This window comes from Mycoplasma sp. CB776, assembly GCF_054343395.1.
Window position 1 is genome coordinate 1 of the sequence record NZ_JBTGVD010000013.1, and the last position, 14,094, is coordinate 14,094.

The window sequence follows — 14,094 nt, forward strand, 5'->3', positions numbered from 1 at the left end:
TAGATGAATTAAACAATAAAATTAACTAAGTATAGAAATTTAGTAAAAATTTAGGTAAAAAAAACAAAAAAGTTGAATTTTTGTTCTTTTTATTGATAATTTAATATTTTTTCTATTTTAGTTAAAATAATGAATTTTGATCTGTATCATTAAGGTGTTTTACTATTCCCATTTCTTTGATTTTTTCAAGAAGGGTTTTATTTAAAAGTGTTCTGTTTTTTAAGTCTTCAATAGAAGAAAATTCTGATTCTTCTCTTGCTTTTTCAATCGATTTAGCTACTGCTTCACCAAGTCCATCAATTGTAATAAATGGCGGAATTAAAGCGTTGTTTTCATAATCAAGAATTCAATCAGTTGAACTGGATTTTTCTAGATTTACATTAGAAATAGTAAATCCTCTTGCATGCATTTCTTCAGCAATACATAAAATTGGAATTAAATCTTTTTCTTTTACAGATAATTGTTCTTCTTTTTTCTTTGAAAATTCTCTTCTTTTTAATTCTCTTATTTTTTCTTTTATCCCTGTTTTTCCTGATGTTAGTGTTTTGATATCACTAACATCAGCTCTTGTTGTAAAGTAAGTTGCATAATAAGCAAGTGGATAATATAATTTATAATAAGCAATTCTTCAAGCCATTAAAACATAAGCTGTAGCATGTGCTTTTGGGAAAAGATACTTAATCTTTTTAAGTGATTCTATATATCAATCTGGAATGTTATGTTTATTTAATAACTCTTCTTCATCTTTAGTTAAAGATTTTCCTTTTCTAACATTTTCCATAATTTTAAAAGATGCTGATGGTTCAACTCCTTTTAAAATTAAAAAACTCATTATATCATCACGACAAGATACTATATCTTTAAAAGTAAGTTTTTTTTCTACTATTAACTCTTCAGCATTTCCTTTTCAAACATCTGTTCCATGAGATAAACCAGAAATAGCAACTAAGTCCGCAAAAGTTTCTGCTTTTGCTACTTTTAACATTCCTCTTACGAAGTTAGTTCCAAACTCCGGAATCCCCATTGCACCTGTAGTTTCTCCAGAAATATCTTCTGGTAAAATACCTAAAGTCTCTGTGGAAGAAAAAAGGGAAATTATTTTGGGATCTGATTTTGGAATACTTGTTGCTTTTACTTTAGTTAAATTTTCTAGCATTCTAATTGCTGTAGGATCATCATGACCAAGTAAATCTAATTTTAATACATTATCATGAATGGAACTAAAATCAAAGTGAGTTGTTTTTCAAGTTGATGAATCATTATTAGCTGGATAATTAATTGGAGTAAAATCTTCTACATCAAATTCTTTTGGTATTACAATTATCCCCCCTGGATGTTGTCCTGTAGTTCTTTTTACTCCTTTAGCTTTTAATGATAAAAATTCCATAAAAGCGGATGAATAATTAGCTAAATTTTCTTCTATTTGACTTTTAATATAACCATAAACAGTTTTTTCAGCATTTGTAGAAATAGTTCCCGCTCTAAAAGTGTGGTTTTCTCCAAATAATCTTCTTACTTCATTATGAATATTAATTTGATATTCACCTGAAAAATTTAAATCTATGTCAGGAACTTTATCAGCTTTAAATCCTAAAAAAGTTTCAAAAGGAATTGTTTGTCCTTCTTTTTCAAAAGGAATATTACACTTAGAACAATTTTTATCTGGTAAGTCAAAACCTGAAAGATATTTACCATCTTCAAAAAATTCAGATGTTTTACATTTAGAACAAATGTAATGTGGAACAAGTGGATTAACTTCAGTAATTCCTGCCATTGTTGCAACAAGAGAAGAACCAACCGAACCACGAGATCCTACTAAATATCCATCATCAAGTGATTTTCTTACTAGTTTATGACTAATTCAATAAATTGCATCAAAACCATAATTTAAAATAGGATTTAGTTCTTTTTCTAACCTATTTTTTACTATAGCGGGTAAATTTTCACCATATTTTTCTTTTGCTGTTTTTCAAACAAGTTTTTCTAAATTTTCTTTTGAATTATCGAAAATAGGTGCATATAATTTGTCTTTAATAACCTGAATTTCTTCGAATTCTTCTGCTAAATTTCTTGAGTTGGAAACCACAATTTCCTTTATGATGTTAAAATCTTCTAAAAAGTCAAATTCTTTAAACATTTCATCTGTTGTTAAAAAGTTTTGTAAAGGATAAATTGGGTTTTCTTCTTTATATTTATATAAATAATGTCTTGCTCCGCCAAGTCCTTTAGCATTTATATAAATATTATGAAGTATCTTTTGGTTTTCTTCAATATAACGACAATCAGAAACTGCTATAATCTTTTTATTAAATTTTTTAGCTGTATAAACTAAATCTCTTAAACCTTCTTTTATATCTTTAGTTGCTAAAATATTTCTATTATTTCAATGAACAAAATCTCTTAGTGGTGGTACAAAAACAACATCATATCTTTGTAATTCTTGTTCAAAAATTTCTGTTGTAGAAAAGAAAAGTTTATCAATTAATCTTGAGTTTAAAGTCCCGCTTGCTAATAATAAATTCTCACTTTTTTGATATTTATCTATAAAAAGTTTCGGTCCATTGTAAAATGTTTGGACTGATGCGTCTGATATTAATTTAAATAATTCTTTTAAACCTTTTTGATTTTTTGCATAAATAACTACTTCATAACTGAATTTTTTTTCATGAAGTGATTCTAGTTCAAAAAATTCTAAATCATAGCTAGAATTAATGTTTTTTTGTTCTAGTTCTCTTAAAAAAGAAAGTCAAACTTGAGCTAAAACATTAGCATCATAATCAGCTCTATGGGCTACAGTTGAGTCATAATTTATATTTAATCTTGTTGCCAAATTTTCCAATCTAAATTTTTTAGCATCTGGATTGATAATTCTTGCCACTATAAGTGTATCAATAGCTTCAATATCTAATTTTGGTAAATTAAAAACTCTTATTTTTTCATTAACAAAATTTATATCAAAATTAGCATTATGAGCTACTGCAATGGAATTATCTAAAATTTCTCTAATTTTTTTTATTCCTTCTTCTTGTGAAATTGCATTAATTAAATCTGCTTCTGTAATGTTTGTAATTTCTGTAATATACTTTGGTAAAGGTTTATTAGGTTTTATAAAAAATTGAATATTTTCCTTTATTTTTCCGTGTTCTATGACAACTGCACCAAATTCAATGATTTCGTCATATCTAGGAGATAAACCTGTTGTTTCTAAGTCAAAAACCACGTATTTAGCATTCTTTAATAAAGAATCTTTTTTTGCATTTATAACAGCATTATTTTTATATTCGATAGTGTTAAAAGTAGAACCATAAATTGCTTTTATCTTGTGTTTTTTTGCTGAATGATAAAATTCAGGAAAAGACTGAACAGAATCAACATCAGCAATACCAATTGCACTGTGATTAAATTTTTTTGCTGCAAGCACATATTCTTCTGCTGTTGATATTCCGTCCATAGCATTCATATTGCTTCTTGCATAAAATTCAACTCTTGTTTCTTTCTCTTTATCGATTCTTTCATCTTTTTTGAGTTCTATAAATTCTATTTTTTTAGCACTAATTACTTTAGTTTTTAAATACTCATCTTTTGTATTAGAACCATATGCAGTTATTGTTTTACCTACTACATATTTTTCCTGTTCTTCTTTTTCTTGATCAGTTTTTGAAAATATTTTAACTTTAATAGCTTCTTCATAATCTGTTATTGTTAAAATTGTTATTCATAAACCGGTTTTAGTTTTTTGAACATCTCTTTTAAAAATTTCACCAGTAACTATAACATTAAATTCTTCGCTTTCTAATGCTTCTTTTATAGATAAAGGAGTATAACTTTTATTTTTCATAAAAGAAGTAAAATCCTTTTTGAAACCTATATTATTGCTATTTTCAGTTTGTTTAACACTTTTGAGAAAATCTTGTTTCATTTTTTCTTCTTTGAACATTTCTTCAATTCTTAATTTTTGTGCTTCTTTTTCTTTTTCTTCATCAATTTTAAATTCTACTTTAAAGTTTTCAAAACCTCAGTTTTGCATATATGTTTCTATTTGATTTAATTTTTCAATTTTTGCGTCTAATTCATTTCTAACAAAAATTGTTAAAATATTGCTTTTTGAAAACTCATAATTTTTGTTTTCAAAAAAATCAAATAAATTATTAACTAAAAGAAAAGCATATTCAAAATAATCTTTCACTAAAAATTCTTTTTTGGAATCATCAAAATATTTAATTTTAATTTCAAAATTAAGTTTTGCTTTTCTAACTTTAGAATAAAATTGTCTAAATAATGAAATTTTAACAATGTCTCTAAAATTAAAATAGACTAAATAATAATTACCTTCTCTGCTAACTTGTTCAATTTCGACACCATAAAATTCTTCAGTTGGTTCAAATTCAATTTCTTGACAAAATTTTTTAAATGTTTCGTTCATATAACTCCTTTTATTTATGCTTATTATAAAAAATAATTATACTATCTTTTTTGCTAAAAATTCAAATGAAAAGAGTAAGTTTTTTACAACTTACTCTTATTTTGTTTTCTCTTTGAAATTCAGTGTCAAAGACCTCAAATTGCATAACCAATTAACATTGTTCCTGCATAACTTGGTAATAAAATTGCTGTACTTAATGTATATTCTTCACCTACCATTGGTGGTATAAAAGAAATTAAAATTACGAAAATTATAACTAACATTCCAAAATATAATAATATTTGTTCTCAAATTGGGATTTTAAATTCTTTATACTTATAACCAATTACAAGAATACTAAATATAGTGAGTAAATATTGCATTAAGAACACAATATTACCAGCATTTAGAATTGCATGGAATTTGTCTTCTATTCCTAAAAAATAAGGAATTAGAGTAAAAATAATCATAGATATAGATGCAAAAATAGTACAAAAAATAATGGCATTTTTATAATTATTATTTTTTCCTTTTATTGCTAATGAACTTGGTAAAAATCCATCTTCTGCTAAAGGTACAACTGTTCTTGCATAATAAACTAATGAACTAATTGAAGAAGTTGTTCTGTTAAAAAATAACCCTATTGCAAATAATATAACTCCTGTAATTCCAAAAACTAGTTTGAATAAATTTGAAAAGGAATTTGTAGTATCGTTAAAAGAAACTCCTAAAAAAATTAAATAAAAGATTAAATAAAAACTTAAAATTATTATAAAAATTAAAACTAAAATTTTCTTAAATCTTTTTGTTTCAACATCAGCAGATAAACCTGCTAAACCTTCTAAACCACCAAAAGCATAAATAAAACTTAAAACCGAACCAACTATTACCCCTATAGTTATTTCATCTTTGCTTAATAATTTAGATGCAAAATCTAACTGTGTTGCTGAAAGGTAAATTACTATAAATAAACCTGTTATTATTGTTATTCATTTTATAATCGCTGATATAAAAATAAATCATTTTGATATTTTTAAACCCAAAGCACTTACTATTGTAGTTAATAAGAAAAACACAATAGAAACTGCAAGATAAATTTCTTGATGTTCTTTATCGAGTTCGCTTAATAAACCAGAAAAGAACAATGGAGTCGTAGCAGAAAATAAAGGAACTTGAGCAAATTGATTCCATCCTTGAAAAAAGATAAATCACCTTTGTTTTGGAAAAGCTTTTTTTCCATATACATAACTTCCACCAACTTCAGAACCAAAATTTTCTCCACCTCTGGCAAAAGCAAGCATAACAGCACCACAAATGAAGGCTGTTAATACAAAAATAAGCATTCCTCAAAGTCCTTTACTAATAACACCAGCAATTGTTACTATAAAACCAAAACCAACTATATAGTTTAGTCCAAATAGTAAAAACTGCCTTTCTGAAAATTTATTCTTCAATATTTATTCCCCTTTCGTTGTTATTAAAATAAACAACTACATAATTATAGAAAAAAAACAAAAATTTTATAAAAAATGAGCTTTCAAATGAAAAAATTGTGTTTTTTTGCCCTTTTTCATTATAAAGCTTATAAATTTTCTTTAATTTCTTCTGTAATTTTGAAGTTAATTTTAGCTACTTGATCTAAATTTTCAAATCCGTATTTTGTTACAAATTCAAATGCACATTTTTTTGCATCTTTAGTAGCACCTAATAAAAATTTAAAGTTTCATTTTTGGTTTTGGTCTTCCATTTTTTGCAATAAAAATTCTCTTGCAATAATTGAAGCGCAGCCAACTTCTAAAAATTTGTCTTCTGCTTTTGTTTCTAGTTTCAATTTAGATTTAATTGTTGTAACTTGTAGTGATGAATTCACTAATTTATTAATATATTTATTAATGGAATTTGTTGTAGAAAATTGATCAATAATAACTTCATTTGCTGTATATTTTTTTTCTAGTTTATTTATATTTTGTAAATGTAACAACATTTTTAATTCATTTGCATTCAGAAATTTAGATAAATAGTTATATTGTTTTTGACTTAAAAAACTGATTGAAAAATAGCAATTTTCCTTTATTTTAGGAGTAAGTTCAATAATTTTAGAATCTGTTATTTTTTTGGAATCTTTAATATTTAATAAAGAAATTTTTTCCAAATTTTCTTTAGGTATTAAAACTGCAGCAGCGACTAATGGACTTAAATAATCACCCACTCCAGTTTCATCACAGCCGATTTTTCCATCAATCATTTTAAGTTATTTCTGCTTCTTTGTTATTTCTAGATTCTCTTATTTTTTTGCTTTTTTCTTTTTCTTTACTTGGATCTTTTAAAAATTTTTTAATGTAGTGTCCTACACCACCTTCTTTATTTGTTTTTTTCAAGACTACTGTTGCAATTCTTTTAATTCTTTGTTCGCTATTTCCCATAGCAACTGCAACATTTGTAACATGAAACATCGAAACGTCATTATAACCATCACCAATACTTATGGTATTATCTACATCTATATCGTAATATCTCATTAATAAAGAAACAACTTTAGCTTTATTAACTCCAACTGAAGTAATATCAAATACAGGTGTTAAACCTTCACCTTTTGATCAAGAAGAAAATTCCCCTAAATCTCCGAATTTTCTTTCTAAATAGGTTTTTAATTCATATACATCAGTGGTTTCTTTTACATCAAAAACAATTCCTGTTGGTTTTAAAGGTAATTTATTTAAATTAATTCCTACAGTAAATTTTAAAGAATCACTAAATCCAAAAACTCTCTCTAAAGCCTCATCTCTTTTTTTAAGTTGAACTCAACCTGGTCCTTCAATTGCAATGTTAGAAATTTCTTTTTTTACCCTTTTATCCCCTAAAATATAAAGCATTTCGTTTAAATTTAGATAATGAATTTGTGGAATAAAAAAGTCATCAACAGGATTATGAATATGAGCACCATTGTAATTACCAACAACTGTGTCTAAATTTAATTTTTCATAAATTGGTTTAGTACTTCTTCATGGACGACCAGTTATTATACAAACTACATGCCCTTGACTTTTTGCTAATTTTATTGCTTCTATTGTGTCTGGATGCATTTCTCCAGTTGCTGAATTTGCTAAAACTGTACCATCTAAGTCCAAAGCAAATAAATATCTTTGTTTTTTATTTTTCATCTTTCTCCTAAAAAATATTAATTATTAAAATTCCTATAACCAAACAAAAAAGAACTAAAAATGTTGAATCAAATCTATCCATTATCCCGCCGTGATTGGGCAATAAATTTGAAAAATCTTTTATAGATAAATGTCTTTTTATTAATGAAAATAATAAATCTCCTAGAATCGAAGCAATTGGTAAAATCAATGACATAACTAATGCAAAAATTATTTTTTCATTGTTTGCAAAAGGAAAAATGGAACTAAAATATAAACAACAAAAAGTAAAAATTCCAGAAAATAAAACAGAAATGATTGCTCCTTCTCAAGTTTTTTTAGGCGAAATCTTTGGTGCTAATTTTCTTTTAAAAATTTTGTTGCCCAGTAAAGAACCCCCAAATAAACCAAAAGTATCGGAAATTCCTGCAATAAATCCAATTATAAGAACAGCATAAACACTATAAACATTAAAAATAAATAAATATTTTCCAAATAAAGAAATTGAAGAAAGTACTAAATAAATTAATATATAGTTAAAAACATTTTGTGTTTCTTTATCAATAAAACTAATAATTAAAAGCAAAATAAATAAAGAAATTAAAAATATTCCAGTTTCTAAATCTAATGTTAGATAAGAAATTAAATCTTCAAAATGATTTATACCATCTTTAACTATTGATAAGAAATTATCTATAGATAAAAAGTAAGTCATATTGGATAAAACAATTAAAGGAATGAATATCAACTTTTTAATTTTAAAATTTTTGAGAATTTCGTATGAACCATAAGAACTTAAAACAATAAAAAAGAGTAAACCAAAAATTCTTCCACCAATTCCCAAAAAATAAATTGAAAAAAAACTTGGAAATAAAATTAAAAAAATCAATAATACCACAATTGTTCTTACTAAAATTTTATTTTTTAGAAGGCAATTTCATTTATTTTCTATTTTCATAATATTCTTTAGATAGTCATTAAATCTTTTTCTTTTTCATCTGCTATTTTAGAAATTAAATCAATTTTTTTATCAACATTTTGTTGAATAACTTCTAAATATCTTTTTTGCTCATCTTCGCTTAATTCTTCATCTTTTTTAACATCTTTATTTATTTCTTGTCTTATTAATCTTATTCCAACTTTTGCTTCTTCAATTGTTTTAGATAAACTTTTAACTAGTTCTCTTCTTCTTTCTGTAGTTAAAGGCGGAAAAGTTAATCTTATTTGATGTCCTTCATTAGTTACTTGAATATTTAAATTATGTGCTACTAATGTTGCATAAACTTCTTTAACAGAAGAAATGTCAAATGGTTTTATTAACAATTGTTGTGGTTGTGGCACTGAAATTGATGCTAATTGTTCAATAGGAGTTAATGTATCGTAATAATTAACTTTTATGTATGCTACTAATTGCGGATTTGCCCGTCCTGTAGAGATTTTAGTTAATTGTCTTTCAAAATTATCAATAACTTTTTCTGTTTTTTCTTCAAATTCTAATAAATATAAATCTAATTCCATATTAATTAATTACCTTTGTATGTTTTATTTCTCCAGTTATAGCTCTTAAAATTGAATTTTCTTCATTTATGTTAAAAACTATAAGCTCAATATTATTATCTTTTGCCATAGAAAAGGATGTAGAATCCATTACTTTTAGATTTCTTTCTAAAATTTCATCATATGTTATTTTTTCAAATCATTGTGCATTAGGATTTAATTTTGGATCTGAATCATAAACTCCTGCAACATTATTTTTACCAACTAATATTACATCAGCATTTATTTCTGAAGCAAATAAAGTGGCTGCAGTGTCTGTTGTAAAAAATGGTCTTCCTGTTCCTCCAACAAAAATTATTATTTCTTTTTGTGATAAATATTTATCTGTTTTTTCATTAATATAGTATTCTGAAACTCTTTTATCAAAGTTTATAGAAGACAATACTCTTGCAGATAAACCCTCCTGTTCAAAACCTGATTGTAATGCTAAACCATTCATCACAGTTGCAAGCATCCCTATATAATCAGCTCTATTTCTGGAAATTCCGTTTTTTTCAGCTGAAGCTCCCCTTCAAAAGTTTCCGCCACCAACAACAACAGCAACTTCGATTCCCATTTTAATAACTTCTTTTAATTGTTTTGCAATTTTTTTTACCATGTTATTATCAATTGCTAACCTAGTTTCTTTATTTGCTAAACTTTCTCCTGAAAGTTTTAATAAAATTCTCTTATATTTATATTCCATTATTCACCAACTTATAATTTATTTATTTAAATTTTAATACTTTTTTAATAAAAAACTAATAAATTATTTAATATATTAAAAAAAGAAACTGATTTAATTTTCATTTATTTAAAAAAATAATGCAATAAATGATAAAATTTCATAAGGTAAAAACATTAAAACTAGAAAGGCACAATTTAATGACAGAAATTTTTGGAGAAATTTTCGGTTGATTTGGAGTTATTTTTACGGTTGCTTTTGCAGTTCCGCAATTAATAAAGACTTTTAAAGAAAAAAGCGGGAAAGTTAATTTATTAAGTTTCTTTATTTTCTTTTTTGGGGTTACTTTATGATCAATTTATGCTTCTTTACTTGAATTTAAAAAAATTCAATTAGTAGTTGCCAATTTACTTTCTTTAGTTCTTTTAACAATTACTATTAATTTATTTTTAAAGTATAGAGAATCAAAATTTTATAAACCTTTTATTTTCTTATCAACAATATATAATATAGGAGTAATTTGCTTTGCTTCGATTGCATATCACAACGGGTGAAAATTGAACTCAATTGCTGATGCTATTTTTGGAATAGCTGCTGCATCAGGAACCTCTTTTGCTTTTGCGCCACAAACATTTATGATTATCAAAACAAGAAATGTTAAAGATTTATCTCTTATTACTTTAATTTTAGGGTTTTTAATTAATTTTAGCTGAGAAATTTATTGATTCATCATTGGTTTTTCAACAGGATTAATAACAAAAGTAGATATAATTTACATTTTAATTGTTCAAGCAATTGCAATGATAATTTATACAATACAAATAGTGTTGTTATTAAAAGAAAAATCAACCAAAATAAAGCATAAATAAACTATTTCTTTACACCAAAACCTTTATAAGTAGTTTCTTTATTTTTAATTTTATTATCTTTATGTTCAGATAATGACATAAAGGTTTTTTTATAAAATTTATTATTTAATTTTGTTATTAAATTTTGAATTTTTTTATTTTCTCCTTCTTCTTCAATTATACTTATTTGTGAGAAACTTGCAACTAAATTATTAAAACCACAAGTGATAAATTTAACTGGTTGTTCATTTCATATTTGATCTAGCATTTTGCTTAAATGATTATAAACAACTTCTTCATTATTTGTTAAATTAGAAAGAGTCAATTTTTTGGATTTTTTTTCTAAATCTGTATAAATCACTAAAAATAAATTTTTTGAAAATAATTGTTTTCTCTGTAAATTAGAACAAATTGTTCTGGAAATATGTTTTATACTTTCTAATAAAACTTTTCTTTCTGTAACCCAATTATCAGCATCAAAAGATATTTGTTGTGAAATTCCTTTAGGTTCTTCATACTTATAATTTACAAAATCATCACCGTTGTTTTCTAAATTATTTAAAAGATCGAAATCTCTTTTATGAACCTTTTGATTTATTGCTAAATCTTTTTTTATTTTTTTATAAAAATCTTCAATAGTATAAATTTTTAAATTTTGAAATTTGATATAGGAAGATTTTCCTATACCATAACATTTATCGATTGATAATGGTAAAATTTCTTTTTTAATATCTTTTTGCTCTAATATTTTTAAACCAAATGGTTTAGCTAAATTGGTTGCCATTTTTGCCAAAAATTTATTATAAGAAACACCAATTGTAATAGGCAAATCTAAAAATTTTTTTACATCATTTTGAATAGAAGAAATCATAAAATTTAAATTGTTATTAAATTTTTTAACTAATTCAGTAGCATCCATAAAACACTCATCAATAGAAATGATTTCAATTTTTTTTGTATATTTTCTTTTTAAAAAATCAAAAAAATTTTCAGATTCTTTTAAATATAAATTATAGTTTGGTTCCACAACAACTATATTTGGAATTATTTCTTTTACTTTTGACAATAATCAAGGAACTTTAGCACCTTTATTTTTCGCTTCGTAAGACAACGAAACAACAATAGAATTTTTTCTATTGTAAGCTATAGCAATTTCTTTTTTTTCTAAAAGTTTATTATTCTTTCTCTCTGCAGACACAAAGAAAGAATCTATATCAATATGTAATATAACTTTTTTATTTGACATTTTATAATGTATTTTATTGTTTCTTTTCTTCTAAAAGAACTATAACGTCTTTTATTTTTGATATTTTCATTAATTCTTCATCTGAAATAGATATTGATAATTCACTTTCAATATCTGTTATCATTTCAACTAAGTCAAGAGAATCAACTCCAATTTCAAAAATATCACTTTCTTCAGTGAATTTTTTATTTGTAATTTTTTTTAATTTTTCAAAAACGAAATCTTTCATAAAATAAATTATATATCATTATTTTCTATATTTAAATGATAATTTTTATAAACTTTTAGATCTTCATTAATCCAAATAAACTCTACTAAAACACTTTTTTTATTTTCGTATTTGTAATTGAACTTTATATCACCATAAGACACACCAAGTCTTTTTATAATATCTGTTATAAAAAAAGAAATCATTTTATCATTTATTACAGGTTCTCCATTTTCAATTTCAATATAATCATAATATTCTCTTGCATCAACTTCTGGGAAAATATCATTTTCAGTTAAGAAAAATGATTCGTTATTATTTGTAATTTTTTTATTTTTTGAAGAATCTTCGCTTTTTAAAGCTAAATATATAACTTGGATAGTTATAGCAATAACAGAAGCAACAGAAAGAGAAGAGTATAAAATTATTTTTTTCTTTTTAAAGAGAATTTCCTTTATTTTCGACAATTTCTTCTTCATCTTTTTTGTATAATTTTTTTAATCCATCAAGAGTAATTGTAGTATCTAATAAAAATTTAAATTGACTATTTTTTATTAGATAATGATCCACTTCTGAAATTCTAGGTTCTTTATAACTAGAAATATAAAATTTTACTTTTCCATCATTTTTATCTAAAAATTTATGTTTAATTTTTTGTTTATAACTCAAAGTGATGTCTTCGAAATCTTTATTTATATCAATTTTAATGCGTGGAAAGATTTCTCCTGAGAAATTATAGGGAATAATAAAACCTCGCTTAGAATAACTATTTATGCCCTTTACAGTGGTTTTTTTCTCAAAATCATAATATGTATTATCTACAATTTTGATTTTTCCTATAACTTTTTTACCATTAATAAACTCAACTTTATCATTTTTTTCAAAATATAAATTTAGTTTTTCTTGATTTTCGATTGGTAAGTTTTCAACAAACTTAGGTTTTAAATTTAAATCTCTTTCTATAAGTTCTTCATTATATGCATCGTTATATGCAACTACATCAAATAATGTTTCGTTGTATTCTCCTAATTTTAGTTTTGTAGGATAAAATACTAAATTGTTATAAAGTAATTTATCATAAGAATTTTGATATTTATCATTTATTGTGTTTGCAAAACTTGAAGTTCTAAGGGCTTTAACTGATTTAAATATAATACTATCATCTACAAAAAAATCTTTTTGTAAAAGTGGATTTTTAACTAATTTTAATTGAGTTACAATTAAAGGATCTTCTTTCTTATTTTCTATTGAACTAATTAAACTTAAAGTTTTAATATCTGAAAAAGTATTTTTTTTAAATTCCAAAAACGGAATTATAAAATTTTCATAAGATTCCTCATTTATCTCTTTAATTACAGAAAAATCTAAAGGTTGGTTATTTAATTGGATACTAAATTCTACTTTCTTTTGATTTCTAGAAAAATATGTAGATTTAATTGAAAATGTATCATCAATAATGTTTCTTTTGATTTCTATAAAATGTCTTTCACCCATTGGTGTATTTTTAGAAATGATTTTACTTTTTTTAACTTCAAAAACTGATTCTATTTCATTTATTTCTTTATACTCAGATAGATGCTGGATATTGTCCATATAAGTAAAATAAGAATCTGTCGATTGCTTTGTTGATATTTTTATAGTATGTACTTTTTGATCAATGTTTTTTAAATCAGTTTTTGTTATTTTCAAGAAATTCTTTTCTTAAAATATAAGAATATTCTGGTTCAATTAAGTCCATTATTTTTTCAAAAATAGAAACTGGTTTTTCAGCAACAATTTTATTTTGATTATTTGGATCTAAATTTATTTCTAAACTTTGTTCTAGTTTTAATTTATTATGCATTAAAATAATTAATTCCATAAATTTTCTTTTCTCTACGAAAGTAATGATTCTATGTAATTTTGCCATGTTTTTTTTCTCCTTTTTTGGGTAATTTTTTAATATTCTACCCATTATAATTTTTAAATATTTTTAAAAAAATCATAAAAAAAGGAAAAAATTAGGAAAAATAGGGCAATTTTCCTAATA

The 14,094-nt window shown here is 24.2% G+C and carries 13 protein-coding genes; 1 reads left to right on the plus strand and 12 read right to left on the minus strand.

Features of this window, described 5'->3' with window-relative positions:
* Positions 1–121 precede the first annotated feature (121 nt).
* From ACXX86_RS01985 to pyrH, 7 genes are all read right to left on the minus strand, one after another.
* On the minus strand, positions 122–4,423 hold the full coding sequence (locus ACXX86_RS01985) for a PolC-type DNA polymerase III (protein ID WP_458561039.1): 4,302 nt from the start codon (positions 4,421–4,423) through the stop codon (positions 122–124).
* An 83-nt stretch (positions 4,424–4,506) separates the two neighbouring features.
* A complete protein-coding gene (locus ACXX86_RS01990) occupies positions 4,507–5,856 on the minus strand; it encodes an APC family permease (RefSeq protein ID WP_436358569.1) in 1,350 nt (449 codons plus the stop codon).
* A 128-nt stretch (positions 5,857–5,984) separates the two neighbouring features.
* Positions 5,985–6,647: a ribonuclease HIII gene (locus ACXX86_RS01995; RefSeq protein ID WP_436358912.1), complete on the minus strand. Its 663-nt coding sequence runs from the start codon at positions 6,645–6,647 to the stop codon at positions 5,985–5,987.
* A gap of 1 nt (position 6,648) precedes the next feature.
* Complete coding sequence (locus tag ACXX86_RS02000; RefSeq protein ID WP_436358911.1) at positions 6,649–7,563, minus strand: Cof-type HAD-IIB family hydrolase; 915 nt, start codon at positions 7,561–7,563, stop codon at positions 6,649–6,651.
* 7 nt (positions 7,564–7,570) lie between these two features.
* Positions 7,571–8,500 (minus strand): phosphatidate cytidylyltransferase, encoded by a 930-nt coding sequence (locus tag ACXX86_RS02005; protein WP_458560609.1) that lies wholly within the window; start codon positions 8,498–8,500, stop codon positions 7,571–7,573.
* Between the two features lie 8 nt (positions 8,501–8,508).
* Positions 8,509–9,060, minus strand: coding sequence for a ribosome recycling factor (gene frr, locus ACXX86_RS02010; protein WP_458559269.1), 552 nt, complete (start codon positions 9,058–9,060; stop codon positions 8,509–8,511).
* A gap of 1 nt (position 9,061) precedes the next feature.
* Positions 9,062–9,784, minus strand: a complete 723-nt coding sequence (gene pyrH, locus ACXX86_RS02015; protein ID WP_436358908.1) for a UMP kinase — start codon at positions 9,782–9,784, stop codon at positions 9,062–9,064.
* A 128-nt stretch (positions 9,785–9,912) separates the two neighbouring features.
* Between pyrH and ACXX86_RS02020 the strand changes: the two genes are divergently transcribed.
* The gene (locus ACXX86_RS02020; RefSeq protein ID WP_458557336.1) at positions 9,913–10,632 is read left to right on the plus strand and encodes a PQ-loop domain-containing transporter; all 720 of its coding nucleotides are present in this window, start codon (positions 9,913–9,915) and stop codon (positions 10,630–10,632) included.
* A gap of 1 nt (position 10,633) precedes the next feature.
* On the opposite strand, the gene ACXX86_RS02025 is transcribed toward ACXX86_RS02020, so the two are convergent.
* Genes ACXX86_RS02025 through ACXX86_RS02045 form a run of 5 tightly spaced genes read right to left on the minus strand, consistent with a single transcriptional unit; the run spans position 10,634 to position 13,974 of the window.
* Positions 10,634–11,857: a Y-family DNA polymerase gene (locus tag ACXX86_RS02025; RefSeq protein WP_458560610.1), complete on the minus strand. Its 1,224-nt coding sequence runs from the start codon at positions 11,855–11,857 to the stop codon at positions 10,634–10,636.
* A 13-nt stretch (positions 11,858–11,870) separates the two neighbouring features.
* The gene (locus ACXX86_RS02030; protein WP_436358905.1) at positions 11,871–12,086 is read right to left on the minus strand and encodes a phosphopantetheine-binding protein; all 216 of its coding nucleotides are present in this window, start codon (positions 12,084–12,086) and stop codon (positions 11,871–11,873) included.
* Between the two features lie 8 nt (positions 12,087–12,094).
* A complete protein-coding gene (locus tag ACXX86_RS02035) occupies positions 12,095–12,532 on the minus strand; it encodes an MHO_1590 family protein (protein ID WP_458561040.1) in 438 nt (145 codons plus the stop codon).
* The gene (locus tag ACXX86_RS02040; RefSeq protein WP_458559267.1) at positions 12,504–13,658 is read right to left on the minus strand and encodes an MHO_1580 family protein; all 1,155 of its coding nucleotides are present in this window, start codon (positions 13,656–13,658) and stop codon (positions 12,504–12,506) included. The genes ACXX86_RS02035 and ACXX86_RS02040 overlap by 29 nt, the downstream gene beginning before the upstream one ends.
* Positions 13,627–13,974, minus strand: coding sequence for an MG284/MPN403 family protein (locus ACXX86_RS02045; RefSeq protein ID WP_436358902.1), 348 nt, complete (start codon positions 13,972–13,974; stop codon positions 13,627–13,629). Before ACXX86_RS02045 ends, ACXX86_RS02040 begins: the two co-directional genes overlap by 32 nt.
* Positions 13,975–14,094 lie beyond the last annotated feature (120 nt).